24 protein-coding genes and 1 riboswitch are annotated in these 25,686 nt (G+C 74.6%); of the genes, 15 read left to right on the forward strand and 9 right to left on the reverse strand.

Annotated elements, in window-relative coordinates; all coding sequences use genetic code 11:
- Positions 1 to 47: 47 nt before the first annotated feature.
- The gene (cobN, locus tag AB0424_RS07245; protein WP_366302798.1) at positions 48 to 3,677 is read right to left on the reverse strand and encodes a cobaltochelatase subunit CobN; all 3,630 of its coding nucleotides are present in this window, start codon (positions 3,675 to 3,677) and stop codon (positions 48 to 50) included.
- Between the two features lie 37 nt (positions 3,678 to 3,714).
- Positions 3,715 to 3,866: riboswitch (cobalamin riboswitch) on the reverse strand.
- Positions 3,867 to 3,946: 80 nt separating this feature from the next.
- Here cobN and AB0424_RS07250 point away from each other — a divergent pair.
- Genes AB0424_RS07250 through AB0424_RS07260 form a run of 3 tightly spaced genes read left to right on the forward strand, consistent with a single transcriptional unit; the run spans position 3,947 to position 7,337 of the window.
- Positions 3,947 to 5,197: a cobalamin biosynthesis protein CobG gene (locus AB0424_RS07250; RefSeq protein WP_366302799.1), complete on the forward strand. Its 1,251-nt coding sequence runs from the start codon at positions 3,947 to 3,949 to the stop codon at positions 5,195 to 5,197.
- A complete protein-coding gene (locus AB0424_RS07255) occupies positions 5,194 to 5,847 on the forward strand; it encodes a precorrin-8X methylmutase (protein ID WP_366302801.1) in 654 nt (217 codons plus the stop codon). The genes AB0424_RS07250 and AB0424_RS07255 overlap by 4 nt, the downstream gene beginning before the upstream one ends.
- Positions 5,844 to 7,337, forward strand: coding sequence for a precorrin-2 C(20)-methyltransferase (locus AB0424_RS07260; RefSeq protein WP_366302803.1), 1,494 nt, complete (start codon positions 5,844 to 5,846; stop codon positions 7,335 to 7,337). Before AB0424_RS07255 ends, AB0424_RS07260 begins: the two co-directional genes overlap by 4 nt.
- A gap of 13 nt (positions 7,338 to 7,350) precedes the next feature.
- Here the strand turns inward: AB0424_RS07260 and AB0424_RS07265 are convergent, their stop codons facing one another.
- Entirely contained in the window at positions 7,351 to 8,076 is a 726-nt protein-coding gene (locus tag AB0424_RS07265; protein WP_366302805.1) for a cobalt-precorrin-6A reductase, read from the reverse strand.
- A gap of 12 nt (positions 8,077 to 8,088) precedes the next feature.
- Here AB0424_RS07265 and AB0424_RS07270 point away from each other — a divergent pair, with 12 nt between their 5' ends.
- Positions 8,089 to 9,216, forward strand: a complete 1,128-nt coding sequence (locus AB0424_RS07270) for a cobalt-precorrin-5B (C(1))-methyltransferase (RefSeq protein ID WP_366302807.1) — start codon at positions 8,089 to 8,091, stop codon at positions 9,214 to 9,216.
- A 1-nt stretch (position 9,217) separates the two neighbouring features.
- Here AB0424_RS07270 and AB0424_RS07275 read toward each other — a convergent pair whose 3' ends face one another.
- The 3 genes from AB0424_RS07275 to cbiE all read right to left on the reverse strand — a co-directional run bounded on the left by AB0424_RS07275 (position 9,218) and on the right by cbiE (position 12,141).
- Positions 9,218 to 9,901 carry a hypothetical protein gene (locus tag AB0424_RS07275; RefSeq protein ID WP_366302809.1) on the reverse strand — a complete coding sequence of 228 codons (684 nt, stop codon included), beginning with the start codon at positions 9,899 to 9,901 and terminating at the stop codon, positions 9,218 to 9,220.
- Positions 9,902 to 10,135: 234 nt separating this feature from the next.
- A complete protein-coding gene (cobM, locus tag AB0424_RS07280; protein ID WP_366302811.1) occupies positions 10,136 to 10,885 on the reverse strand; it encodes a precorrin-4 C(11)-methyltransferase in 750 nt (249 codons plus the stop codon).
- Complete coding sequence (cbiE, locus tag AB0424_RS07285) at positions 10,882 to 12,141, reverse strand: precorrin-6y C5,15-methyltransferase (decarboxylating) subunit CbiE (RefSeq protein ID WP_366302813.1); 1,260 nt, start codon at positions 12,139 to 12,141, stop codon at positions 10,882 to 10,884. The genes cobM and cbiE overlap by 4 nt, the downstream gene beginning before the upstream one ends.
- A 147-nt stretch (positions 12,142 to 12,288) precedes the next feature.
- Between cbiE and AB0424_RS07290 the strand changes: the two genes are divergently transcribed.
- From AB0424_RS07290 to AB0424_RS07305, 4 genes are all read left to right on the forward strand, one after another.
- Positions 12,289 to 13,371: an LLM class flavin-dependent oxidoreductase gene (locus AB0424_RS07290; protein ID WP_366302815.1), complete on the forward strand. Its 1,083-nt coding sequence runs from the start codon at positions 12,289 to 12,291 to the stop codon at positions 13,369 to 13,371.
- A gap of 4 nt (positions 13,372 to 13,375) precedes the next feature.
- Positions 13,376 to 13,999, forward strand: a complete 624-nt coding sequence (locus tag AB0424_RS07295; protein WP_366302817.1) for an FMN reductase — start codon at positions 13,376 to 13,378, stop codon at positions 13,997 to 13,999.
- Between the two features lie 62 nt (positions 14,000 to 14,061).
- Complete coding sequence (locus AB0424_RS07300) at positions 14,062 to 14,511, forward strand: universal stress protein (protein WP_366302819.1); 450 nt, start codon at positions 14,062 to 14,064, stop codon at positions 14,509 to 14,511.
- Positions 14,512 to 14,585: 74 nt separating this feature from the next.
- Positions 14,586 to 14,957: a VOC family protein gene (locus AB0424_RS07305; protein WP_366302821.1), complete on the forward strand. Its 372-nt coding sequence runs from the start codon at positions 14,586 to 14,588 to the stop codon at positions 14,955 to 14,957.
- Between the two features lie 33 nt (positions 14,958 to 14,990).
- Here the strand turns inward: AB0424_RS07305 and AB0424_RS07310 are convergent, their stop codons facing one another.
- The 4 genes from AB0424_RS07310 to AB0424_RS07325 form a co-directional block, all read right to left on the reverse strand.
- Positions 14,991 to 15,857 carry an ABC transporter permease gene (locus tag AB0424_RS07310; RefSeq protein ID WP_366302823.1) on the reverse strand — a complete coding sequence of 289 codons (867 nt, stop codon included), beginning with the start codon at positions 15,855 to 15,857 and terminating at the stop codon, positions 14,991 to 14,993.
- Entirely contained in the window at positions 15,854 to 16,822 is a 969-nt protein-coding gene (locus tag AB0424_RS07315) for an ATP-binding cassette domain-containing protein (protein WP_366302825.1), read from the reverse strand. Before AB0424_RS07315 ends, AB0424_RS07310 begins: the two co-directional genes overlap by 4 nt.
- 131 nt (positions 16,823 to 16,953) lie before the next feature.
- Entirely contained in the window at positions 16,954 to 17,358 is a 405-nt protein-coding gene (locus tag AB0424_RS07320) for a hypothetical protein (protein ID WP_366302827.1), read from the reverse strand.
- Between the two features lie 79 nt (positions 17,359 to 17,437).
- On the reverse strand, positions 17,438 to 18,781 hold the full coding sequence (locus AB0424_RS07325; RefSeq protein WP_366302829.1) for a PLP-dependent aminotransferase family protein: 1,344 nt from the start codon (positions 18,779 to 18,781) through the stop codon (positions 17,438 to 17,440).
- Positions 18,782 to 18,853: 72 nt separating this feature from the next.
- Here AB0424_RS07325 and AB0424_RS07330 point away from each other — a divergent pair, with 72 nt between their 5' ends.
- The 7 genes from AB0424_RS07330 to AB0424_RS07360 all read left to right on the forward strand — a co-directional run bounded on the left by AB0424_RS07330 (position 18,854) and on the right by AB0424_RS07360 (position 25,649).
- Complete coding sequence (locus tag AB0424_RS07330; protein ID WP_366302831.1) at positions 18,854 to 19,651, forward strand: alpha/beta hydrolase; 798 nt, start codon at positions 18,854 to 18,856, stop codon at positions 19,649 to 19,651.
- Positions 19,652 to 19,688: 37 nt separating this feature from the next.
- On the forward strand, positions 19,689 to 20,126 hold the full coding sequence (locus AB0424_RS07335) for a hypothetical protein (protein WP_366302833.1): 438 nt from the start codon (positions 19,689 to 19,691) through the stop codon (positions 20,124 to 20,126).
- Positions 20,127 to 20,136: 10 nt separating this feature from the next.
- Positions 20,137 to 20,571 carry a hypothetical protein gene (locus AB0424_RS07340; RefSeq protein ID WP_366302835.1) on the forward strand — a complete coding sequence of 145 codons (435 nt, stop codon included), beginning with the start codon at positions 20,137 to 20,139 and terminating at the stop codon, positions 20,569 to 20,571.
- A 5-nt stretch (positions 20,572 to 20,576) separates the two neighbouring features.
- Positions 20,577 to 21,641 (forward strand): endonuclease/exonuclease/phosphatase family protein, encoded by a 1,065-nt coding sequence (locus AB0424_RS07345; protein WP_366302837.1) that lies wholly within the window; start codon positions 20,577 to 20,579, stop codon positions 21,639 to 21,641.
- A gap of 18 nt (positions 21,642 to 21,659) precedes the next feature.
- The gene (locus tag AB0424_RS07350; protein WP_366302839.1) at positions 21,660 to 21,896 is read left to right on the forward strand and encodes a DUF2630 family protein; all 237 of its coding nucleotides are present in this window, start codon (positions 21,660 to 21,662) and stop codon (positions 21,894 to 21,896) included.
- A gap of 98 nt (positions 21,897 to 21,994) precedes the next feature.
- Positions 21,995 to 23,947 carry an FUSC family protein gene (locus tag AB0424_RS07355; protein WP_366302841.1) on the forward strand — a complete coding sequence of 651 codons (1,953 nt, stop codon included), beginning with the start codon at positions 21,995 to 21,997 and terminating at the stop codon, positions 23,945 to 23,947.
- Positions 23,948 to 24,170: 223 nt separating this feature from the next.
- Entirely contained in the window at positions 24,171 to 25,649 is a 1,479-nt protein-coding gene (locus tag AB0424_RS07360) for an APC family permease (RefSeq protein ID WP_366302843.1), read from the forward strand.
- The last annotated feature ends 37 nt before the right edge of the window (positions 25,650 to 25,686 follow it).

The following is a 25,686-nucleotide window of genomic DNA, read 5'->3' on the forward strand; positions in this document are numbered from 1 at the left end:
GTCCGGATCGGCCCCGGGTCCGGGCCCGATCCGGGCCCCGGCCCGTCCTAGTCCTCGTCCTCGTCCGAGCCCTCCAGGTCGCCCTCGGTCTCCAGGTACACCTGGCGCAGGGCGGCCAGGGTCTCCGGGTCGGGCTTCTCCCACATGCCGCGGGACTCGGCCTCCAGGAGCCGCTCGGCGATGCCGTGCAGGGCCCAGGGGTTGGCCTCCTTCAGGAACGCCTGGTTCGCCGGGTCGAGGACGTACTCCTGCGTGAGCTTGTCGTACATCCAGTCGGCGACCACGCCCGTCGTGGCGTCGTACCCGAAGAGGTAGTCGACGGTGGCCGCCAGCTCGAAGGCGCCCTTGTAGCCGTGGCGGCGCATGGCCTCGATCCAGCGCGGGTTGACCACGCGGGCACGGAAGACCCGGGAGGTCTCCTCGACGAGGGTGCGGGTGCGGACGGTCTCGGGGCGGGTCGAGTCGCCGATGTACGCCTCGGGGGCCGTGCCCTTGAGCGCGCGGACGGTCGCGACCATGCCGCCGTGGTACTGGAAGTAGTCGTCGGAGTCGGCGATGTCGTGCTCGCGGGTGTCCGTGTTCTTCGCGGCGACCGCGATCCGCTTGTACGCCGTCTCCATCTCGGCCCGGGCCGGGCGGCCTTCGAGCCCGCGGCCGTAGGCGTACCCGCCCCACACCGTGTACACCTCGGCGAGGTCGGCGTCGGTGCGCCAGTCGCGCGAGTCGATCAGCTGGAGGATGCCCGCGCCGTACGTCCCGGGGCGGGAGCCGAAGATGCGGGTCGTGGCGCGCCGCTCGTCGCCGTGCTCGGCGAGGTCGGCCTGCGCGTGCGCCCGGACATAGTTGTCCTCGGCCGACTCGCCCTCCAGGCCGGCGACGAGCCGTACGGCGTCGTCGAGAAGGCCGATGACGTGCGGGAACGCGTCACGGAAGAAGCCGGAGATGCGCAGGGTGACGTCGACGCGCGGGCGGCCCAGCTCGGCGAGCGGGATCGGCTCCAGGCCGTTGACGCGGCGGGACGCCTCGTCCCACAGGGGACGGACGCCGAGCAGGGCGAGGGCCTCGGCGACGTCGTCGCCCGCGGTCCGCATCGCGCTGGTGCCCCACAGGGAGAGGCCCACCGAGGTCGGCCACGCGCCGTTGTCGGTGCGGTAGCGCTCCAGGAGGGAGTCGGCGAGCGCCTGGCCGGTCTCCCAGGCGAGCCGGGACGGCACGGCCTTGGGGTCGACCGAGTAGAAGTTCCGGCCGGTCGGCAGGACGTTGACCAGGCCGCGCAGCGGGGAGCCGGACGGCCCGGCCGGGACGAAGCCGCCGTTCAGGGCGTGCACGGCGTGCGTCAGCTCGTCGGTGGTGGCGGCGAGGCGCGGCACGACCTGCTCGCAGGCGAAGCGCAGGACGGACCGGACCTCCGGGCCGTACGCGGCGCCGACCGTCTCCACGGCGTCCGTCGACCAGTCGGCGGCCTCCATCGCCTCGACCAGCTCGCGGGCCTTGGCCTCCGCCTCGTCGGCGGTGGTGCGGGTGGCGGCCGACTCGTCGAGGCCCAGGGCCTCGCGCAGGCCGGGCAGCGCCTGCGTGCCGCCCCAGATCTGGCGGGCGCGCAGGATGGAGAGGACCAGGTTGACCCGGGCCTCGCCGGCCGGGGCGCCGCCGAGGACGTGCAGGCCGTCGCGGATCTGGGCGTCCTTGACCTCGCACAGCCAGCCGTCGACGTGCAGCAGGAAGTCGTCGAAGCCGTCGTCCTCCGGGCGCTCCTGGAGGCCGAGGTCGTGGTCGAGCTTGGCGGCCTGGATCAGCGTCCAGATCTGGGCGCGGATCGCGGGCAGCTTCGCCGGGTCCATGGAGGAGATCTGCGCGTACTCGTCGAGCAGCTGCTCCAGGCGCGCGATGTCGCCGTACGAGTCGGCGCGGGCCATCGGCGGCACCAGGTGGTCCACGAGCGTGGCGTGGACGCGGCGCTTGGCCTGGGTGCCCTCGCCCGGGTCGTTGACGAGGAAGGGGTAGACGAGCGGCAGGTCGCCGAGGGCGGCGTCGGGGCCGCAGGCGGCGGACAGTCCGGCGTTCTTGCCGGGCAGCCACTCCAGGTTGCCGTGCTTGCCGAGGTGGACCATGGCGTCGGCGCCGAAGCCGCCGTCCTCGGCGCGGGCGGCGATCCAGCGGTAGGCGGCCAGGTAGTGGTGGGACGGCGGGAGATCGGGGTCGTGGTAGATCGCGATCGGGTTCTCGCCGAAGCCGCGCGGCGGCTGGATGAGGACCAGCAGGTTCCCGCGGCGCAGCGCGGCGAGGACGATGTCGCCCTCGGGGTTGCGGGAGCGGTCGAGGAACATCTCGCCGGGCGCCGGGCCCCAGTGCTCCTCGACGTGGGTGCGCAGCTCCTCGGGCAGGGTCGCGTACCAGCGCTTGTAGTCGGCGGCGGGGATGCGGACCGGGTTGCGCGCGAGCTGCTCCTCGGTGAGCCAGTCCTGGTCGTGGCCGCCGGCCTCGATCAGGGCGTAGATCAGCTCGTCGCCGTCGCCGGAGACCACGCCGGGGAGGTCCTCCTCCGGTCCGAAGTCGTAGCCCTCCTCGCGCAGCCGGCGGAGCAGGGCGACGGCGGAGGCGGGGGTGTCGAGGCCGACCGCGTTGCCGATGCGGGAGTGCTTGGTGGGGTACGCGGAGAGGACGAGCGCCAGCTTCTTCTCCGCGTTCGGGATGTGGCGGAGCCGGGCGTGCCGGATCGCGATCCCGGCGACGCGGGCCGCGCGCTCGGCGTCGGCGACGTAGGCGGGCAGGCCGTCCTCGTCGATCTCCTTGAAGGAGAACGGGACGGTGATGAGCCGGCCGTCGAACTCGGGCACGGCGACCTGGCTGGCGGCGTCCAGCGGGGAGAGGCCCTCGTCGTTCTCCTCCCACGCGGACCGCGAGCCGGTGAGGCACAGCGCCTGGAGGATCGGCACGTCGAGCGCGGCGAGCGCGCCCGCGTCCCACGCCTCCTCGTCGCCGCCGGCCTGGGCCTCGGCGGGCTTGGTGCCGCCGGCGGCGAGGACGGTGGTGACGATGGCGTCGGCGGTGCGCAGGGTGTCGACGAGTTCGGCCTCGGGGGCGCGCAGGGACGCGACGTACAGCGGCAGCGCGCGGGCGCCGGCGTCCTCGATCGCGTCGCAGAGGGCGCCGACGAAGGCGGTGTTGCCGCTCATGTGGTGGGCGCGGTAGTAGAGCACGGCGACGGTCGGGCCGTCGGTGCGGCGCGGGGTGCGGTCCAGCGGGCCCCAGGTGGGGGCGGCGGCCGGGGCCTCGAAGCCGTGGCCGGTGAGCAGGACCGTGTCGGAGAGGAAGCGGGCCAGCTGCTCCAGGTTGGCGGGGCCGCCGTGCGCCAGGTAGGCGTGGGCCTCGGTGGCGACGCCGACGGGGACGGTGGACGTCTCCATCAGCTGGGCGTCGGGGGCCTGTTCGCCGCTGAGGACGACGAGCGGCTTTCCGGTGGCGCGGATCGCGTCGAGCCCCTCCTGCCAGGAGCGGAGCCCGCCGAGGAGGCGGACGACGACGAGTTCGGCGTCGTCGAGGAGGCCGGGCAGGTCGGCGAGGGGAAGGCGGGCGGGGTTGGCGAAGCGGTACTCCACCGGGCCGCCTGCGGTCCCGGCGTTCGCCGCGCGGGCACTGAGCAGGTCGGTGTCGGAGTGCGACAGCAGCAGAAGCATGGCGTGCGCAGGCCCTTCCTCGGGGTTGTCCGCGCCCCGGGTGGTCGTGTGGATGGCGGGAGTTCCTGACTCACTCGTTCCGGGTCGTGCCGAGGCGCGGCCGGTACGGGCTCACAGTGGCGGGACCGCGCCGGATTCTCACCGGGCTTCCTCCCCGGGGTCCTGGGACCCCATGCCGTCTGCATAGTAGATCGTGCCGTCGGGGGGCCGGGGAGTCGGCAGGATCACACCCGGTGGTCGGTCGGTTTCCCGTGGGTATGCTCGCCGCCATGCCGCCCACCCCACCCCCGACGCCCGAACGGGGCGAACCTCGCATACGGGACCGTGGCGACGCCTGCCCCGGGGCGCTGCGCCTGCACGCGGCCGACGACGGTCGGCTGGCCCGACTCCGGCTCCCCGCAGGTCGTTTGACGCTCCGTCAGGCACAGGTCCTGGCCGACGCGGCGGAGGCCCTCGGCGACGGGCGGATCAGCGTCACCTCGCGCGGCAACGCGGAGCTGCGCGGCCTTCCGGAGGGGTGCGGGGCCCGGCTGGCGGAGCTGCTCGCCGCGGCGGACCTGCTGCCCTCCCCCACCCACGAACGCGTCCGCAACATCATCGCCTCGCCCACCGCCGGCCTCGGCGGACTCGGCCACGCCGACGTGCAGTTGTGGGCCCGAGGGCTGGACGCCGCCCTCTGCGCGGAGCCCCGGGCCGCGTCCCTTTCGGGACGGTTCCTGTTCGTCCTCGACGACGGCCGCGGCGAGGTCGCCGGCCTCGGCGGCGATGTGAGCTTGGTCGCAGAGCCGGACGGGACCGCCCTGCTGCGGCTCGGCCCGGCGGCCTTCCGGATCGACGCCGCCGACGCGGTCCCGGCCGCCCTCGTCGCCGCCCTCGCCTTCCTGGACGCCGCCGACGCGGCCGGCACCGGGGCCTGGCGGCCGCGGGAGCTGCCCGACGGCCACGTCCCGGAGTGGGCCGGGGCCCTGGCCCGCGCCGGAGTCGACGCGGAGCCCGTCCCCGTACCGCCGCCGCTCACCGTCTCCCCGCCGCCCGCCCCCGGGGCGCTCCCCGGCGGGCTGCACGTCCTCGCGCCGCTCGGCCGGCTGACCGCCGCCCAGCTCCGGGCCCTGGCGCCCGCCGCCGAACTCCGCCTCACCCCCTGGCGCGGGGTGGTCGTCGTGGACCCGGCGGACCCGGACGTCCCGACACCCGGGACCGCCGCGGAGCGGCTGCGGGAGCTGGAGCGCCAGGGGTTCGTCACCCGGCCCGGGGCGCCGGGGGCGGGGGTCACCGCCTGCACGGGTCGGCCCGGCTGCGCCAAGTCCCTCGCCGACGTCCGGGCGGACGCGCTCGCCGCGCCGGCGGGGCCGCTGCCCGTGCACTTCTCCGGGTGCGCACGCCGCTGCGGGCACCCGCACGGCGACTGGGTCGAGGTCCTCGCCACCGGCGAGGACGGCTATCTGGTGGACGGACTCCCCACCCCCCGCACCTCCCTGACCGAGGCGGTCGCCACCGCCCGCACGAACCCGACGAGATGAGCGAGAGCACCAGGATGTTCGACTACGAGAAGGACGGGGCGGAGATCTACCGCCGGTCCTTTGCCACGATCCGCGCCGAGGCGGATCTGGCGGGCCTGCCCGCCGACGTCGCCCAGGTGGCGGTCCGGATGATCCACGCCTGCGGCATGACCGACCTCGTACGCGATATCGCCTACTCGCCGCAGGTCGTCTCCCGCGCCCGCGAGGCGCTCCGGGCCGGCGCGCCGATCCTCTGCGACGCCCAGATGGTCGCCAGCGGGGTCACCCGCAAGCGGCTGCCCGCCGACAACGAGGTGATCTGCGCGCTCTCCGACCCGGCCGTGCCCGCGCTCGCCGCCGAACTCGGCACCACGCGCTCCGCCGCCGCCCTCGAACTGTGGCGGGACCGCCTCGAAGGCTCCGTCGTCGCCATCGGCAACGCGCCCACCGCCCTCTTCCACCTCCTGGAGATGGTCGCGAAGGGCGCCGGGAGGCCCGCCGCCGTCCTCGGCATACCCGTCGGCTTCATCGGCGCCGCCGAGTCCAAGGACGCGCTCGCGGACCAGGACCTCGGCCTCGACTACCTCGTCGTCCGCGGCCGGCGCGGCGGCAGCGCCATGACGGCCGCCGCGATCAACGCGATCGCCCACGAAGCGGAGATCCAGGCATGACCACCGTGACCGGAAAGCTGTACGGCGTCGGCCTCGGCCCCGGCGACCCGGACCTGATGACCGTCGCCGCGGTGAAGGCCATCGCCGCCGCCGACGTCGTCGCGTACCACTCGGCCCGCCACGGCCGCTCCATCGCCCGCTCGATCGCCGCGGAGCACCTCCGCGAGGGGCAGATCGAGGAGCGCCTGATGTACCCGCTCACGGTGGAGACCACCGACCACCCGGGCGGCTACCGGGGCGCCCTGAACGACTTCTACGAGGAGGCGGCGGCCCGCCTCGCCGCCCACCTCGACGCCGGCCGCACCGTCGCCGTCCTCGCCGAGGGCGACCCGCTGTTCTACGGCTCGTACCAGCACATGCACAAGCGGCTGGCCGACCGCTACGACACCACCGTCATCCCCGGCGTCACCTCGGTGAGCGCCGCCGCAGCCCGGCTCGGGGAGCCGCTGTGCGAGGCGGAGGAGGTCCTCACGATCATCCCCGGCACCCTGCCGGAGGACGAGCTGACGGCCCGCCTCGCGGGCACCGACTCGGCGGTCGTGATGAAGCTCGGCCGCACCTTCCCCACCGTGCGGCGGGCCCTGGAGCGGGCCGGCCGCCTCGACGACGCCCGGTACGTGGAGCGGGCGTTCATGACGGGCGAGCGGACCGGCGCCCTGGCCGAGGTGGACCCGGAGACCGTCCCGTACTTCTCCGTCGCCGTCCTGCCCTCCCGCGTCGACGAGGAGCCCCCCGCCCGCGAGCGCGGCGAGGTCGTCGTCGTCGGCACCGGCCCCGCCGGGGCACCCTGGCTGACCCCCGAGTCGCGCGGCGCGCTCGTCAACGCCGACGTCCTCGTCGGCTACACCACCTACCTCGACCGGGTTCCGGTGCTCCGCCCCGGCCAGATCCGCCACGGCTCCGACAACAAGGTCGAGTCCGAGCGCGCCGAGTTCGCGCTCGACCTGGCCCGGCGCGGCCGGAAGGTCGCGGTCGTCTCCGGCGGCGACCCGGGCGTCTTCGCCATGGCCACCGCCGTCCTGGAGGTCGCCTGCGAGCCGGAGTACGCGGACGTGCCCGTACGGGTCCTCCCCGGCGTGACCGCCGCCAACGCGGCCGCCGCCGCCGCGGGCGCCCCCCTCGGCCACGACTACGCCACGATCTCCCTCTCCGACCGGCTCAAGCCCTGGGACGTCATCGAGGCCCGGCTGCGCGCCGCCGCCTCCGCCGACCTGGTCATCGCCCTCTACAACCCGGGATCCCGGTCCCGCACCCACCAGGTGGCGGCCGCCCGCGACCTCCTCCTGGAACTGCGCTCCCCGGAGACCCCGGTGGTCGTCGCCCGCGACGTCGGCGGCCCCGAGCAGTCCGTCCGGGTCGTGACCCTCAAGACCCTGGAACCCTCCGAGGTCGACATGCGCACCCTCCTCCTCGTCGGCTCCTCGCAGACCCGCGCCGTCGAACGCGCCGACGGCCGCACCATCGCCTGGACCCCGCGCCGGTACGGCTGAGCCGCCGCAGCCGTCAGCGGCCCAGCACCCGGGCGGCGGCCTCCTCCGGGGTCGCCGCCACCGGGACGCCGGAGGGGACCGGGGGGCGGCGGACGACGACGACCGGGAGGCCGGCCTCGCGCGCGGCCGTCAGTTTCGGGGCGGTCGCCGCGCCGCCGCTGTCCTTGGTGACGAGGACGTCGATCCGGTGGGCGGCGAGGAGGGCCCGCTCGCCCTCCAGGCTGAACGGCCCCCGGTCGAGGAGGACCTCGGCGCGGGCCGGCGTCGGGGTGTCCGGGGCGTCCACCGAGCGGACCAGGAACCACTGGGGGCAGGCGGCGAAGGCCGCGAGGCCCATGCGGCCGGTGGTCAGGAAGACCCGGTCGCCCAGACCGTCCAGGGCCCCGGCCGCCTCCTCCAGGGAGGCGACGGAACGCCAGTCGTCACCCTCCCCCGGGACCCAGCCGGGGCGGCGGAGCGCCAGCAGGGGAACATGGGCGGTGGCGGCCGCCCGGGCCGCGTGGAAACTCATGCGCTCGGCGAAGGGATGGGTGGCGTCGATGACCGTGTCCACGGCGTGCTCGGCCAGCCACTCCGCCAGCCCGTCGGCACCGCCGAACCCGCCGATCCGCACCTCGCCCTCCGGCAGCCGGGGGTTCGCCACCCGTCCCGCGAGGGAACTGGTGACCCGGACCTCGCCGTGCAGCAGCCCGGCGAGCGCGCGGGCCTCGGAGGTCCCGCCGAGAATGAGTACGTGCACAGGAGCCTCTTCGTGACCACAGGCGGCGGGCGTGAGGCCCAACTCAAGCACACCGGCCTCCGCCCGGGGTGGACGACCGGTGCCTGCGCGACGGCGGCGACGACCGCCGCGTACACCGCCCTGCTCACCGGCGACTTCCCGGACCCGGTGACGATCACGCTGCCCAAGGGGCAGACCCCGGCGTTCGCGCTCGCCGCCGAGCGGCTCACCGGGGAGACGGCGATGGCCGCCGTGGTCAAGGACGCCGGAGACGACCCGGACGTCACCCACGGCGCCCTGATCCGCTCGACGGTCCGGCTCCTGCCGGCCGGCTCGGGCGTCGTCTTCCGGGCGGGCGACGGCGTCGGCACGGTCACCCTGCCGGGGCTCCCGCTGGAGGTCGGCGAACCCGCCATCAACCCCGTGCCCCGGCAGCTGATGCGCGAGCACGTCGCCGCGGTCGCCGCCCGGCACGGCGCGCCCGGAGACGTCGAGATCACCGTCTCCGTCGACAACGGCGCCGAGATCGCCCGCTCCACCTGGAACCCCCGCATCGGCATCCTCGGCGGCCTGTCGATCCTCGGCACGACCGGCGTCGTCGTCCCGTACTCCTGCTCCGCCTGGATCGACTCGATCCGCCGCGGCGTGGACGTGGCCCGTGCCGGCGGCCTCACCCATGTCGCCGGCTGTACCGGCTCCACCTCCGAGCGCACGGTCACCGGCCTCTACGACCTGCCGGAGATCGCCCTCCTCGACATGGGCGACTTCGCGGGCGCCGTCCTGAAGTACATCCGCCGCCACCCCGTCGACCGGCTCACCCTCTGCGGCGGCTTCGCCAAGCTCTCCAAGCTGGCCGCCGGCCACCTCGACCTGCACTCCGCCCGCTCCCAGGTCGACAAGCCCTTCCTCGCCGACCTCGCCCGCACCGGCGGCGCCCCGGAGGCCCTCGCCGCCGAGATCTCCGAGGCCAACACCGGCCTCGCCGCCCTCCGCCTCTGCGAGGCCGCCGGCGTCCCCCTCGGCGACCTCGTCGCCGCCCGCGCCCGCGACGAGGCCCTCGCCGTCCTCCGCGGCGCCCCCGTCTCCGTCGACGTCGTCTGCATCGACCGCGCGGGCACGGTGGTGGGCCGGTCGGCGACGAAGGGGCCGGGCGGCGGGTGAGTCAGGCGACGGGGTAGTCGATCTCGGCGATGTCCTCCGCGAGGTCGGCGAACGCCACGTCGGGGTTGAGAGCGGCGACGACCTCGGGTGTGAGGGGGCGCAGGGCGAGGACGTGACGGACGGCCTCCAGGTCGACCGGGGTCGGGGTCTCGTAGTGGTCGGACGCCCAGGTGGCGTACGCCGTCGCCGAGCGGTCCGTGAGCAGGCGGAGGAGTGCGCCGGAGCCGTCCGGGTCGGCGCGGCCGTCCAGGTCGGGGAACTCGACCGGTCCCGTGCGCCAGGCGGTGTCCGCGGTCTCGCGCCACAGGCAGGCGGTGGTCACGTGGACCCCGTCCTCGTCGGTGAACGCGGGCTCCGTCAGGTACTCCCGGAACGCCTCCGGGACGCCGTCGAGCACCCCGGGCCAGGTCGTGCCGTCCGCGAGCGGTCCGTACGGGCTGAGCGGGGACTCGTGGTCGAAGACGCGGGCGAAGGCCCCGGCGGGGGAGAGGACGATCGTGTACTCGGCGCCGGAGCCGTCCTTCATCGACGCCAGCTGCTCGTGCTCCGACCAGTGGGCGTCGAAGGAGTAGAAGCGACTCTCCCACTCCGGGCAGAGCACGGCCTCCAGCATCGCGAGCCCTCGGCTGTGGTCGCGCAGTTCCTCGATGCCCGGCAGCGCCCGGGCGACGTCGTAGACGGTCACGGGTCCATTCAAGACGGTGGCACCGACATGCGCGTCCCCGCCCCCGAACCTAGGCTCGACAGCGCAGGGACCCCCACGGAAAGGGAGGAATCGCCATGGCGAAGCGCGGCAACAAGAAGCGGGCGCGCAAGAAGAAGAAGGCGAACCACGGCAAGCGGCCGAACGCCTGAGTCGTGACGGTGACGGAGGCCGGACCCGTGTGGGGGTCCGGCCGTCGTCGTGCCGGGAGCCGGGTCAGCAGGTGTGGCGGTCGCGGGCCGGGTCGTACAGGTGGCTGTCACGGAACTCGGAGGCGGCGAGGGTGCGGCCGACGAGGATGACGGCGGTCTTGGTGATGCCGGCGGCCTTCACCTGGCCGGCGATGTCCTCCAGGGTGCCCCGGAGGACGAGCTCGTCGGGGCGGCTGGCCATGGCGACGACGGCGGCGGGGCAGTCGGTGCCGTAGTGGGGGACGAGCTCGGAGACGATCCGGTCGACGTAGCGGGCGCCGAGGTGGAGGACGAGCAGGGCGCCGCTGCGGCCGAGGGTGGCGAGGTCCTCGCCCTCGGGCATGGGCGTGGCCTGCTGGGCGATGCGGGTGAGGATGACGGTCTGGCCGACGGTGGGGACGGTGAGTTCCCGCTTGAGCGCGGCGGCGGCGGCCGCGAACGCCGGGACGCCGGGGACGACCTCGTAGGGGATGCCGAGGGCGTCGAGGCGGCGCATCTGCTCGGCGACCGCGCTGAAGACGGACGGGTCGCCGGAGTGGAGCCGGGCCACGTCGTGGCCGGCCGCGTGGGCGGCGGCGATCTCGTCGAGGATGCGGTCCAGGTCGAGGTCGGCGGTGTCGACGAGCCTGGCGTCCGGCGGGCACTCGGCGAGCAGCTCGGTGGGGACGAGGGAGCCGGCGTAGAGGCAGACGCCGCACTTCGCCAGGGTCCGCGCGCCGCGGACGGTGATGAGGTCGGCCGCGCCGGGGCCCGCTCCGATGAAGTAGACGGTCATGCTTCCTCTTCCTGCGGCACGGGGTCGTGCGTCACGGGTTCCTTGGTCACGGACCACTGGGTGACGGGCATCGCCTGGCGCCAGCCGGTGAAGCCGCCGACGGGGACGGCGGCGGAGACGGCGAGCCGGATCAGTTCGCCGCCGTGGCGGCGGTGGCGGTCGGCGAGCAGCGCCTCGGACTCCAGGGTCACGGTGTTGGCGACGAGCCGGCCGCCGGCGGGGAGCGCGTCCCAGCAGGCGTCGAGCAGGCCGGGGGCGGTCAGTCCGCCGCCGATGAAGACGGCGTCGGGGGTGGGCAGCCCGGCGAGTGCGGCGGGCGCGGGCCCGGTGACGACGCGCAGGGCGGGGACGCCGAGGGTGTCGGCGTTGCGGGTGATGCGCGCGGCGCGTTCCGGGGACCGCTCGACGGCGATCGCCCGGCAGGAGCGGTGGGTCCGCATCCATTCGACGCCGATGGAGCCGGAGCCGCCGCCGACGTCCCAGAGGAGTTCGCCGGGGGCGGGGGCGAGGGCGGCGAGCGTGGCGGCCCGCACGTACCGCTTGGTGAGCTGCCCGTCGTGGTCGTACGCCTCGTCGGGGAGGCCGGGTGCGGCGCCGAGCCGCAGGGTGCCGGGGTCGCGGACGCAGTCCAGGGCGAGGACGTGGAGGGCGTCGGTCCGCTCGTGCGGCCAGTCGACCGCGGGGGCGTCGAGGACGCGTTCGCGGGGGCCGCCGAGCTGTTCCAGGACGCGGACGCGGGTGCCGCCCCAGCCGGTGGCGCGGAGGTACGCGGCGACGTCGGCGGGGGTGCCGGTGCCTTCGCCGAGGACGAGGACCCGGCGGCCGGGGTGGAGGACGGCGGCGAGGGCGGCGAGGGGGCGGGCGACGAGGGAGACGGTCTCGACGCTCTCCAGGGCCCAGCCGAGGCGGGCGCAGGCGTAGGAGACGGAGGAGGGGTGGGGGTGGACGCGGAGGCGGTCGGCGCCGGCGGTCTCCGCGAGGGTGCGGGCGATGCCGTAGAAGGACGGGTCCCCGCTGGCGAGGACGGCGATCGTGCGGCCCTCGTGGGCGGCGAGCAGTCCGGGGACGGCGGGCCGGAGCGGGGAGGGCCAGGCGATCCGCTCGCCGGGGCAGGCGCCGGGGTCCAGGAGGTCGAGCTGGCGGGGGGCGCCGAGGAGGATCTCGGCGGCGCGCAGGACGCGGCGGGAGGCTTCGGGGAGCCCGTCCCAGCCGTCCGCGCCGATTCCGACGACCGATATCGCACTCGCACCGTTCACGCCGCCGAACTCTACGGGAGTGGTCGGCGGGGCCTGCCGCTCGGTCGTCTCCGGGCGGAATAGGGGAGGGGGGTGCACGGTTGGACGTGATGGTTTAAGATTCAACCAACAAAGCCGCGAGGCACCGCACCGCGAGAGGTGAGCACGATGCAGTTCGGGATCTTCACCGTCGGCGACGTGACGACCGACCCCACCACCGGCCGCACCCCCACCGAGCACGAGCGCATCAAGAACACCGTCGCCATCGCGCTCAAGGCGGAGGAGGTCGGCCTGGACGTCTTCGCGACCGGCGAGCACCACAACCCGCCGTTCGTGCCGTCCTCCCCCACCACCCTCCTCGGGCACATCGCGGCCCGCACCGAGAACCTGGTCCTCTCCACGTCCACGACGCTGATCACCACCAACGACCCGGTGAAGATCGCCGAGGACTACGCGACCCTCCAGCACCTCGCCGACGGCCGCGTCGACCTGATGATGGGCCGCGGCAACACCGGCCCGGTCTACCCGTGGTTCGGCCAGGACATCCGCCAGGGCATCCCGCTCGCCATCGAGAACTACGCGCTCCTCCACAGGCTGTGGAGGGAGGACGTGGTCGACTGGGAGGGCAAGTTCCGCTCCGCCCTGCAGGGCTTCACCTCCACCCCCCGCCCGCTCGACGGCGTCCCGCCGTTCGTCTGGCACGGCTCCATCCGCTCGCCCGAGATCGCCGAGCAGGCCGCGTACTACGGCGACGGGTTCTTCGCGAACCACATCTTCTGGCCCAAGCAGCACACCGAGAAGATGGTCCGCCTCTACCGGCAGCGGTACGCGCACTACGGGCACGGCACCCCCGAGCAGGCGATCGTCGGCCTCGGCGGCCAGGTCTTCCTGCGCAGGAACTCGCAGGACGCGATACGCGAGTTCCGGCCCTACTTCGACAACGCGCCGGTCTACGGCCACGGCCCGTCCCTGGAGGAGTTCACCCGGGAGACCCCGCTGACCGTCGGCTCCCCGCAGGAGGTCATCGAGCGCACCCTCTCCTTCCGCGACTACGTGGGCGACTACCAGCGCCAGCTGTTCCTGGTCGACCACGCCGGACTGCCCCTCAAGACCGTCCTGGAGCAGCTCGACCTCCTCGGCGAGGAGGTCGTCCCGGTCCTGCGCAAGGAGTTCGCGAACCTGCGGCCGGCCGGAGTGCCGGAGACCGCCCCGCTCCACCCCGCCGTCACCCGCACCACCGAGGAGGTCTGACGCCATGCGGACGTTGAAGCTGGTCGCCGTGTCCGCCGGACTCAGCGCGCCGTCCTCCACCCGGCTGCTCGCCGACCGGCTGCTCCAGGCGGCCCGGTACCGGCTCGCCGAGCAGGAGTACGCCGTCGACGTCCAGGTGGTCGAACTGCGCGACCTGGCCCTCGACATCGCGAAGAACTTCGTCACGGGCTTCCCCTCGGAGAGGCTCCAGGAGGCCATCGACGCGGTGACCGGCGCGGACGGGGTCATCGCGGTGACCCCGGTCTTCACGGCCTCGTACAGCGGGCTGTTCAAGTCGTTCTTCGACCTGATCGACCCGGCCGCGCTGACCGGCACCCCGGTCCTGATCGGGGCGACCGGCGGCACCGCCCGGCACTCGCTGGTCCTCGACCACGCCCTGCGGCCGCTCTTCGCCTACCTGCGCGCCCTGACCGTGCCGACCGCCGTCTACGCGGCCTCGGAGGACTGGGGTTCGGACGGCGACGCGTACACCCAGGGCCTGCCCGCCCGGATCACACGGGCCGGCCAGGAGCTGGCCGACGCGGTCGCGGCGCGGCCGGCGAGGACGCCCGACGAGGACGAGGTCGTCCCCTTCGAGCGGCAGCTGGCCGACCTTCGCCTCGATTGATCCTGTTTGTTACGTTGGGGGCGGATCGTTCTGATGTGCCGTACAACGAACGGAGGTCGGCGATGGCCGGCAGGATCGTGGTGGGCGTCGACGGATCGGCGCCCTCCCTCAAGGCGCTGAGGTGGGCGGCCGCGCAGGCCGCCCTGACCGGGGACACGCTGCAGACGGTGATCAGCTGGGAGTACCCGGCCTCCTGGGCGACGCTGATGCCGGGCCCGATCCCGGAGTTCGACCCGGAGCAGCTCGCCAAGCAGATCCTCGCCGAGTCGCTGGACAAGGTCCTCGACCCGCCGGTCGCCGCCGCCGCCACCCGGACGGTCGTCGGCGGGAACGCCCCGCAGGCCCTGCTCGACGCCGCGAAGGGCGCGAGCCTGCTCGTCGTCGGCGACCGCGGCTACAGCGGCTTCAAGGCGGCGATGCTGGGCTCGGTCTCCTCCCACGTCACCCAGCACGCGACGTGCCCGGTGGTGGTCGTGCGGGGCGAGGTCGACGGCGTGGAGGAGTCGGCCTGACCGGCGGGCCGGACACCGCGTCCGGCCGCCCCGCACGCCGTGCGCCGGCCGGTCGCCGGGAGCATGATGCCCTCATGGACATCAAGCTGGAACTGATCGGCGTGCCCGTCACCGACATCGACCGGGCCAAGGCGTTCTACGAGCGGGTCGGGTTCCACACCGACCACGACATCCCGGTGAGCGAGGACATCCGCTTCGTGCAGATGACCCCGCCGGGCTCGGCCTGCTCGATCGCCTTCGGCAAGGGCATCACGGAGATGGCCCCGGGGTCCCTCGACAACATGCAGGTCGTCGTCGCGGACATCGAGGAGGCCCACGCCGACCTCACCGCCCGGGGTGTGGAGGCAAGCGCCATCGACGACCGGCCCTGGGGCTCGTTCGTCTACTTCGCCGACCCGGACGGCAACCGCTGGGCGGTCCAGCAGACCACCCCGCGGGGCAAGTGACCCCGGGGAGGCACGCCGCGAACGGACCTCCTCCTACGCGCGGTTGTAGAGCCGCATCGTCACCGCGCCGAAGACGACCACGAACAGCGCCGACCAGCCCAGCGTCCAGGCGATGTCGGCGCCCGGCCAGCCGCCCGCCATCAGGTCCCGCACCGCCGATGCCAGATGGGTCACCGGGTTGTTGTTCACGAACGCCTGGAGCCAGCCCGGCATCGTGCTCGGGTCGACGAAGACGTTCGACAGGAACGTCAGCGGGAAGATCACCATCATCGAGACGCCCATGACGGACTTCTCGCTGCGCAGCAGCAGCCCGAACATGGTCCAGATCCACGAGAACGCGAACGAGAACACCAGCAGCAGCACGACCCCGAGCGCCACGCCGACGACCCCGCCGTCCGGCCGGTAGCCGATGAGCATCCCGACCGTCAGCATCACGACCGAGGCGATCAGATAGCGCACGACGTCGCCGAGGAGATAGCCGACCATCGGCGCGGGCCGCCAGATGGGCAGCGTGCGGAAGCGGTCGAAGACGCCCTTCTCGATGTCGGTGTTCACGGAGACCCCGGTGTACATCGTGATCATCACGACGCTCATCACGAGGATGCCGGGCAGCAGGAACTGGATGTACGAGGAGACCGAGCCGGCCAGCGCACCCCCGAAGAGGTACGTGTACATCACCACCATCATGATCGGGAACGCCGTCACGTCGAACAGCTGCTCCGGCACGTGCTTGATCTTGAGCATGGCCCGCCAGCCGAAGGTCATCGAGGCGGAGAGGGCGCTCGGGCGCGGCGGGCGGGAGCGTCCCACGAGCAGCGCGGCGAGTTCGTCGGCCCGGGGGGCGACGAACTCGGCGGTGTCGGCGGCCCGTTTGTCCTTGCCGGTGGTGACGGTGGTCATGCCGTCGTTCCCTTCCTGTCCGTCAGCGCCAGGAACACCTCGTCGAGGCTGGGCTGTCCGAGCGCGAAGTCGTCGACGGTGATCCCGGCCCGCGCGAGCTCCGCGAGCGCCCGCGCGGCCTGCTCGGCGGCGCCGAGGTCCGTGCCGTGGCCGTCGACCGTGGCGGTGAGCGCGACCGGGTCGGGGTCGAGCTGGACGCCGGCCTTCAGGGCCTCCCCGAGGACCCGCTCCGCCGCCGGCCGCTGACCGGCGTCCCGGAGCCGCACGTGCACCGATCCGGAGCCGACGGACGCCTTCAGCTCGCCCTTGGTGCCCTCCGCGATCACCTTCCCGTGGTCGATGACGGCGATGCGGGAGGCCAGCCGGTCCGCCTCGTCCAGGTACTGGGTGGTGAGCATGACGGTGGTGCCCTGGGCGACCACCGCGCGGACGATGTCCCAGACCTGGTTGCGGCTGCGGGGGTCGAGCCCGGTCGTGGGCTCGTCGAGGAAGAGCAGGTCGGGGGTGTTGAGGATGGAGGCGGCGATGTCGATGCGCCGCCGCATGCCGCCCGAGTAGTTCTTGATCTGCCGGTCGGCCGCCTCCTCCAGGCCGAAGGCGGTGAGCAGCTGCGCGGAGCGCTCGCGGGCGGCGGGGCGGGTGTGGCCGAGGAGCCGGCCCAGCAGGACGAGGTTCTCGGTGCCGGTCAGGTCCTCGTCGACGGAGGCGTACTGCCCGGTGAGGCTGACGCGGCCGCGCACGGCGTCGGCGTCCGCGACGACGTCCTTGCCGAAGACGCTGGCCCGGCCGCCGTCGGGGCGGAGCAGGGTCGCGAGCATCTTCACCGCGGTGGTCTTGCCGGCGCCGTTGGGTCCGAGGACCCCGTAGACGCTGCCGGCGGGGACGCGCAGGTCGACGCCGTCGACGGCGCGGTTGGTGCCGAAGACCTTGACCAGGCCCTCGGTCTCGATGGCGAGGTCGGTCATCCCGTCTCCTCCCGGAGGCCGCTCCTCCCAGTCTCCGTCGGCCCGCGCGGTCCCGCCACGGCGGACCCGCGGCCGGACGCGGCGGGGCGCCGGGCCCGTGGGTCCGGCGCCCCGGAGGCGGGGGGCGGGGATCAGTACGGCGCGGGACGGCCCCGGGCGTCCTCGTGCGTGTAGTAGATGTAGTAGGCACCGACCGCGTTCACCACACCGAACGCGAGGCCGAGGCCGCTGGAGGACAGGATGCTGGCGCCGGAGAGGCTGAAGAGGAAGCCGACCGCGATGCCGGACAGGGAGCCCCAGGCGGCGGCGTGCAGCTCGCGGGGAAGGCGGCGGCCGTGCCGGTGGAGCGTGCGGATCGCCACGGCGAGGACGATCGCGGAGATCAGGCCGAGCCACAGCTGTCCGAGCGTGGTCGGGCCGCCGTGCCGGGCGACGGTGGCCGCGTAGAGGCCGTAGAGGACGCCGACGGCGACCGGGCCTCCCCAGCCGTGGGTGGTGATCCGGCGCCCGGCGGGCGCCGCTGCGTGTGCGGCCATGGCAGGAGCTCCTTCGTCTCTCGCCCCCCTGGTCCCGCACCCTCCAGGGCACACCCGCGCCCGGCGGCCCGCAAGTGGATCAGCCGGCGGGCGCGCCGGGTTCGGCCGCCAGCGCCGCGAGCCGGGCGAGGGCCGCGTCGAGGACCTCGCGGGGCGGCGAGGCGAGGCCGACGCGGACGGCGTCGGGGGCGGAGCCGGGGCCGACGGCGAAGGCGCTGCCCGGGGTCACGGCGACGCCGGCGCGGGCGGCCGCGGCGGCCGTGAAGGTCTCGGCCCGCCAGGGTGCGGGCAGCTCCCACCAGCAGTAGTAGGCGTGCGGCGAGGTGCGCAGGGCGTGGCCGTCGAGCCGGCGGAGGACGAGGGCGTGCCGGGCCCGCGTCTCGGCCCGTTTGGCCGCGGCGGCCTCGGTGACGGTGCCGTCGGCCGCCCAGCGGGTGGCGGCCGCGAGGGCGAGGCCGCCGGCCGTCCAGGCGCCGGAGCGCAGGGCGTCGGCGACGGCGGCGCGCAGGGGTCCGGGCGCGACGAGGTATCCGAGGGTGAGGCCGGGGGCGAGGCGCTTGGAGAGGCTGTCCACGAGGAGGACGCGTTCGGGGGCGTGGGCGGCGAGCGGGGCGGGCGCGTCCGGCAGGAGGAAGGCCCAGGTGGTGTCCTCGACGGCGGTCAGGTCGAGGCTGCGGAGCAGTTCGGCGAGGGCGGCCCGGCGTTCCTCGCCCGCGGTCGTGGAGAGCGGGTTGTGGAGCGTCGGCTGGAGGTAGACGGCGGCGAGCGGTGCGGCCCGGTGGGCGGCGGCGAGGGCGTCGGGTCGGACGCCCTCGTCGTCGAGGGCGAGCGGGACGAGCCGGATGCCGAGGCGTTCGGCGACGGCTTTGACCAGGGGGTAGGTGAGGGCCTCGACGCCGAGTCGGCCGCCGGGCGGGACGAGGGCGGAGAGCGCGGCGGCGATGGCCTGCCGGCCGTTGCCGGCGAAGAGGACGCGCTCGGGGTCGGGCGTCCAGCCGGGGCGGGCGAGGACGCCCGCGGCGGCCTCCCTGGCCTGCGGGGTGCCGGTGGCGGCGGCGGGTCCGGAGACGGCCTCGGCGAGGACGTCGGGCCGGGAGAGCGCGGTGAGCGCGCGGGCCATCAGCTCCGACTGGCCGGGCGCGACGGGGTAGTTCAGCTGGAGGTCGACGGGGGCGGCGCCGGTCGCCTCGGCGAGCGCGGCTCCGGGCAGCGGGGGCGCGGCGCGGACGAAGGTGCCGCGTCCGACCTCGCCGACGACCAGTCCGCGGCGGGCGAGTTCGCCGTAGACCCGGATCGCGGTGGAGTTGGCGATGCCGTGGCGGCGGGCGAAGACCCGCTGGGGCGGGAGCCGGTCGCCGGGCCGCAGCCGTCCGTCGCGCACGGCGGCCTCGACCCGGTCCGCGATCCTGCGGTACTCGTCCACCCGGAACCTCCCATTGCACCGAGAGCAAAGATCTTATTGCACCGAGTCAGAGGCGCTGCCTAGCCTTTCCGCATGCCCTCCATCCCCACCGCCCACGCCGGGATCCACCACGAGGACCGGGGCTCGGGCCCCGCCCTCCTGCTCGTCCACGGCCACCCCTTCGACCACACGATGTGGCGGCCGCAGATCGACCGCTTCTCCCGCACCCACCGGGTCGTCGCCCCCGACCTGCGCGGTTACGGCGCCACCCCGCTCGGCGCCGGGACGGCCCGCACCGGCCTCGACGACTTCGCGGAGGACCTCGTCGGCCTCCTCGACGCCCTGGGCATCGAGGAGTGCGTCCTCGCCGGCCTCTCCATGGGCGGCCAGATCGCGATGGAGCTCTACCGCCGCCACCCCGGCCGGGTCCGCGGCCTCGTCCTCGCCGACACCTTCCCCGCCGCCGAGACCGAGGACGGCAGGAAGGCCCGGAACGCCATGGCCGACCGGCTGCTCGCCGAGGGCATGCGCGGGTACGCCGACGAGGTGCTGGACCGGATGGTCGCCCCGTACAACCCGCACGCCGCGGGCCACGTCCACCGCATGATGTGCGCGACCGACCCCGTCGCCGCGGCCGCCGCCCTGCGCGGGCGGGCCGAGCGCCCCGACTACCGGGAGACGCTCACCGCGGTCGCGGTGCCCGCGCTCGTCGTGGTCGGCCGGGACGACACGTACACCCCGGTCGCGGACGCGGAGGAGATGCACGCCCTGCTCCCCGACTCGACCCTGGTCGTCGTCGAGCGGGCCGCGCACCTGCCGAACCTGGAGCGGCCCGAGGAGTTCGACGCGGCGCTCGACCGCTTCCTGCGCTCACTCGATCGGCCCAGCTGAAGGTTCGCGATCGCACGCGTGCTCGCACGATGGGGGCATGAGCCAGAACACCGCGCCCCGCCGGCCGGGCACCAAGGAGAGCACCTCGGGGGCCTGGGCCGCCGGCGGCACCCTCTTCGCCGGCGTCCTCATGCTCGTCACCGGCTTCATGGACATCTTCCAGGGCATCGCCGGCATCGCCGAGGACGACGTCTACACCCGCGTCGGCGACTACGTCTTCAAGTTCGACCTCACCACCTGGGGCTGGATCCACCTGATCCTCGGGGTCGTCATCGCCGTCGCCGGCTTCGGCATCCTCAGGGGCGCCGAGTGGGGCCGGGTCGCCGGCATCTCCCTCGCCTCGCTCAACGTCCTGTTCCAGTTCCTCTTCCTGCCCTACCAGCCGTGGTGGGCGCTCTTCTCCATGGCCGTCTCGATCTTCGTGATCTGGGCGCTCGCCACGGACGAGGCGTACGGCACGGACGAGACGTTCTGAGGGGCGGCACGTGACCCCCACGAGACGCACCACCGCGATCGCGCTCGCCGCAGCCGCGCTCCTCACCCTCAGCGGCTGCGACGCCGCCAAGGACGCCGCCGGCGACATCGTCTCCTCGGCCACGGCGGCCGCCGCCTCCGCGGCCGAGCAGAAGATGAACGAGGTCAAGGACGGGGTGAACGCCACCGGCGACGTCAGCGCCGGCACCCCCACGGCCGACGGGGACCGCACGGTCGCCGAGATCACCGCGACCAACCCCAAGGACAAGGCCGCCGACTACACGGTCATGGTCAACTTCCGTGACGCCGAAGGGAACCTCCTCGACGCGGTCGTCCTGAACATCGACGGCGTCGAACCGGGGAAGTCCAAGTCCGGTACCGCGCGCAGCAACCGGACCCTCACCGGTGCCACCAAGGCGGAGATCTCACAGGCCCTGCGACACTGAAAAGCGTGGACCGAGTCCTTGCCGCCGTACCCGCGCCCGAGCCCGCGCCCGAGCCCGGGGCCGTACGCCCGCACGGGCCCCTGACGAGCACCCCGCCGGCCTCCGGGCCGCCGCCCCTCCGGCCCAGGCACCGCTTCGTTGCCTGGGCCGCCGGGCTGCTCCTGGCCGGGCCCGCCGTCGTCGCCGGCAGCCGGCTGCTCGACACCGACGCGACCACCCCCGTCACCCAGTTCCTCTCCCTCCTCCCCTGGCTCGCCGTCCCCGCCGGACTCGGCCTGGTCCTCGCCGCCGCCGCCCGCCGGCGCGCCCTCTCCCTCGCCGCCGTCGTCGTGCTCGGCGCCGTCGCCTGGAGCTCCCTTCCCTCCACGCCGCGGGCGGCCGTCCCCCACGGCCCGCCGCTCGCGCGGGTCAGGGTCATCGCCTCCAACGTCGAGTTCGGCCAGGGCACCGAGGCGCTGGCCGGGCTCGTCCGGCGCGAACGCCCCCAGCTCGTCTTCGTCTCGGAGTGCGACCGCGCCTGCCAGAACACCCTGACGACGGCCTTCGCCGACGAACTCCCGCACTACGCGGCCGTGGAGGCCGACGGCTCCGTCGGCTCCGTGGTGCTCAGCTCCTTCCCGCTGCGGGACTGGCGGGAGATTCCCGCCACCATGGGCATGCCCGGTGCCACCGCCGACATCGCCGGCGTCCCCGTCGACCTCCAGCTCGCCCACCCCATGCCGCCGATCCCGGGCCAGGTGCCCCTGTGGAAGCGGGAACTCGGCCGGGTCGCGGACGTCGCCGCGCGGCGGACCGGCCCCGCCCTCGTCGCCGGCGACTTCAACGCCTCGCAGGACCATGCCGCCTTCCGCGACGTCCTCACCGCCGGGCACCTGAGCGACGCGGCCCGGTCGACGGGCGCGAGCCGCACCCCCACCTGGCCCGCCGAGGGCCCCCTGCCGCCGTTCGTCCAGATCGACCACGTCCTGGTCAGCGACGACTTCGGCGTCCGCGACGTGCGCTTCCTCGACGTCGCCGGCTCCGACCACCGCGCCGTCCTCGCCGATCTCGACCTGCGCGGCGAGCGCTGATCCGCCACGCTGGAAGGCATGGACAACGAGGACATCCTGGACGACATCGGCGCCCTCGTGGAGGAGGAGCGCGCCCTGCGGCAGCGCACCGGCGGCCTCCTCCCCGAGGAGCGCGCCCGCCTCGCCGACCTTGAGGTGCGCCTCGACCAGTGCTGGGACCTGCTGCGCCAGCGCCGCGCGAAGGCCGAGTTCGGCGAGGACCCGGACACCGCCGCGCTCCGCCCCGCCTCCGAGGTCGAGTCCTACCGGAACTGATCCCCGCACCGAGCCCCGTCCGGCCCGGGACTGCGCATGAGCCCCGTCCGGCCCGGGACCGCGCCTGGCGAACCGCCGGCGCCCAGTACGTTGGGCGCATGGCACGCCCCGCCCGGCCCGTACGGCTCACCCCGCCCGCATGGCTCACCGCCGGGCTGAAGCCCGCCCCGACGCCCGTCCCGTGGGCCGCCGTCGTCCGCTCCTCCGTCGCCCTCTCCGCCCCGCTGGCCGTGGGACTGGCCGTCGGGCAGCCGGCGTACGGCGCGCTGGTCTCCATGGGCGCCCTGTCCGGAGTCATCGGGGACACCGCCGACGCCTACCGGATGCGGATCTTCAACATCGCCTTCCCCCAGCTCTTCGGCGCCCTGGGCGTCACCCTGGGGACCCTCGTCTTCGGCCACGGCTGGGTCGCCGTCGCCGTCCTCACCCTCGTCGCCCTGGTCTCCGGGATGATCTCGTCGATCGGCGCCGTGGCCTCCGTGTCCGGGCTGCTGCTCCTGCTCAACTGCGTGGTCGGCGCGGGCCTCCCGATGCCGGGACCGTGGTGGAAGGCGCCGCTGCTGCTCACCCTCGGCGGCCTGTTCGTCCTCCTGCTCACCCTCCTCGGCTGGCCCCTGCGCCGCGCCGCCCCCGAACGCGCCGCCGTCGCCGCCACCTACCGCTCCCTCGCCGAGCTGTACGAGGCCACCGGCACGTCCGCGTACGACGAGCGGCGGCAGGCCGTCACCGCCTCCCTCAACCAGTCCTACGACCTGGTCCTGTCCCGCCGGGCCCGCCAGCACGGCCGCGCCCCCCACCTGGTCCGGCTGCTCTCCCAGCTCAACGTCCTCATCCCGCTCCTGGAGGCCGCGCCCGCCGCCCACCTGCGCGCCCGGCTGATCGGACCGCTGCCCCCGGCGGTCCCGGCGGCCGTCAGGGAACTGGCCGACGCCGTCGAGGACGGCCGCACCGGCGCCGCCGACCTCGACCTCCCCGCACCCGAACGGCCCGCCGAGAAGGCCGTGGACCACGCCCTGCGCCACGCGGCGGCCGTCGTCCACAAGACCGACCCCGACCCGTACAACGTCGACGACCGGCTCGGGAGGCCCGCCGCGCTCCGCGTCCGGGCCCGCCGGGCCACCCGCGCCGTGCTGTTCTCCGAGGCGTCCTGGCGGTACGGCCTGCGGCTGGCCCTCTGCATCGGCCTCGCCCAGGCCCTCGTGTCGCTGATCGCCGTGCCCCGCTCGTACTGGGTGGCGCTCACCGTCACGTTCGTCATGAAGCCCGACTTCGGCTCGGTGTTCTCCCGGGCCGTGCTCCGCGCCGCCGGCACCGCCGCCGGTCTCGTCCTCGCCGCGTTCGTCCTCTCCGAGGTGCCGCGCGGCTGGTGGGACGTGCCCGTGATGATGGTCCTCGCCGCCCTGATCCCGGCCTTCTCCGCGAAGGGGTACGCCTTCCAGACCGCGGCCATCACCCCGGTCATCCTGCTGCTCTCCGACACCCTCAACCACCAGGGCTTCCACCTGGTCATGCCCCGGCTCTACGACTCGCTCATCGGCTGCGGGATCGCCCTGGTCGCCGGCTACCTGCTGTGGCCCGAGTCGTGGCACACCCGCATCGGGGACAAGCTCGCGGACGCCGTCGCCGACACCGCCGCCTACGTGGCACGGGCCTTCGGCGGCGAGGGCGACCAGGCCGGACGCCACCGGGCCCGGCGCAAGCTCTACCGGGACCTGTCGTCCGTCCGCTCCGAGTTCCAGCGCGCGCTCACCGAACCGCCGCCCACCGGCACCCGGGCCGCCGCCTGGTGGCCCCTGGTCGTGGCGGTCGAGCGGATCGTGGACGCGACGACCGCGGCCCGCATCCGCGTGCACCACGGCGCCCCCGCCCCCGACGCCGCCGAGGTCCGCGCCGTGGAGCGGGAGCTGCGCGAACTCGCGGACGGGCTGCGGGCGTCCGAGACCCTCGTGGGGGTCCGCTCGGAGCTCCCGGGGGACGAGAGCGGAGTCCTCGAACCGCTCCGTCAGGAGGTCCGCGCCGCCCGCGCCATCGCCAGTCCCGACCTGCGGTAAACCTCCCCCAGGGGGCGCACGGGAGAACTTACCGGCGGTCACGGAACGGAACCTTCCCCGCCGCCGTTACCGGATTCCACCCGGGCGACTACGATGCGCTCGAATTCACCGTGATCCGCGCCCGCCCCCGGCAACCGGCGCGACCCACGGGCCACTTCGCCCCGCCCCCGCACCGCACCGCCGCACACGCCCCGCCTCACCCCCCGCGTCCTGAGGTCCCGCCATGCGCACCACCACGAACAGAGGGCTCCAGCCCAATGTCCTCGGCACCTTCGACACCATCGTCATGGCCGTCGCCGGCAGTGCCCCGGCGTACTCCCTCGCCGCGACCACCGCCGTCCTCTTCGGCGCGGTCGGCTACGGCGGCCCCGCGGCCCTGCTCTACTGCGCGATACCGATGCTCGGCATCGTCCTCGCCTACGCCCGCCTCGGCCGGATCGACGTCAACGCGGGCGCCGGATACTCCTGGGTGGGCCGCACCCTCCACCCGTTCCTCGGCTTCCTCTCCGGCTGGGCCCTCGTCTTCGCCGCCACCGTCTTCATGGTGGCCGGCTCCCTGCCCGCCGGCTCCCTCACGCTCTCCCTGATCGACCCGGACCTCGCCGACAGCACCCCGCTCGCGGCCGCCGTCGGCGCCGGCTGGTTCCTGCTGATGCTGCTCGTCGTCCTCGGCGGCGCCCGGCTCACCGTCCGGGCGCAACTGATCATGTCCGGCATCGAGATGCTGATCCTGCTCGGCTTCGTCCTCGCCGCCGTCGCCCACCGCGGACGGGCCACCGCCTTCGACTGGTCCTGGTTCGGCCTCGCCCGCTTCGACGGGCCCGAGGGCTTCGCCGCCGGCGCACTGATCGCCGCCTTCTACTACTGGGGCTGGGACGTCACCAGCAACCTCAGCGAGGAGACCCGCGACAGCCGCCGCACCGCCGGGCTCGCCGCCCTCGTCGGCGTCGGGTTCGTCTTCGTCCTCTTCGAGGCGTTCACCGTCGCCGTCAACGTGCTGCTGAGCGCCGAGGAGATCCGTACCGCGGGACCCAACGTCCTCGCCGTCCTCGGCCAGGAGATCTGGCCCGGCGTCGGCGGCAAACTCCTCGTCGTGGCCGTCGTCCTGTCGACCGTCGCCACCCTGGAGACCACCCTCCTCCAGGTCACCCGCTCCCTCTTCGCCATGGGTCGCGACCGGACCCTGCCCGCCGCGCTCGGCGCCGTGCACCGCCGCTGGAACACCCCCTGGGTCGCGATCGTCGCCGTCGGCGGCGCCGCCCTCCTGATGTTCGCCGCCGCCGCGGCCGCCGGCTCCGTCCAGCGCATCCTCAGCGACGCCGTCGCCGCGATCGGCCTCCAGATCGCCTTCTACTACGGACTCGCCGGCATCGCCGCCGCCGTCGCCTACAAGTCGCTGCTGCTGCGCTCCGTCCGGAACCTGCTCCTCGGCGGGGTGTGGCCGCTGCTCGGCTCCGGCTTCATGCTCTGGGCCTTCGTCGAGTCCCTCGGCGAACTCTCCACCACCGCCCTCGCCATCGGCCTGGGCGGACTGCTCCTGGGCGTCGTCCCGCTCGTCGTCTACTGGCGCAAGGGCAGCGACTACTACCGCCCCGCCCGCCTCGACGCCGTCCGCGCCCTCGCCGCCACCCGCGACTCCGGCCCGGCCACCCCCCGCGCCCGCACCGGCGACCACGAGAAGAGCTACGCGACCGACTTCTGACCCGCCGCGGCCCCGCGGCAGACCGCGGGACCCGGCA

Source organism: Streptomyces sp. NPDC051180, assembly GCF_040689545.1.
Lineage (GTDB): Bacteria > Actinomycetota > Actinomycetes > Streptomycetales > Streptomycetaceae > Streptomyces.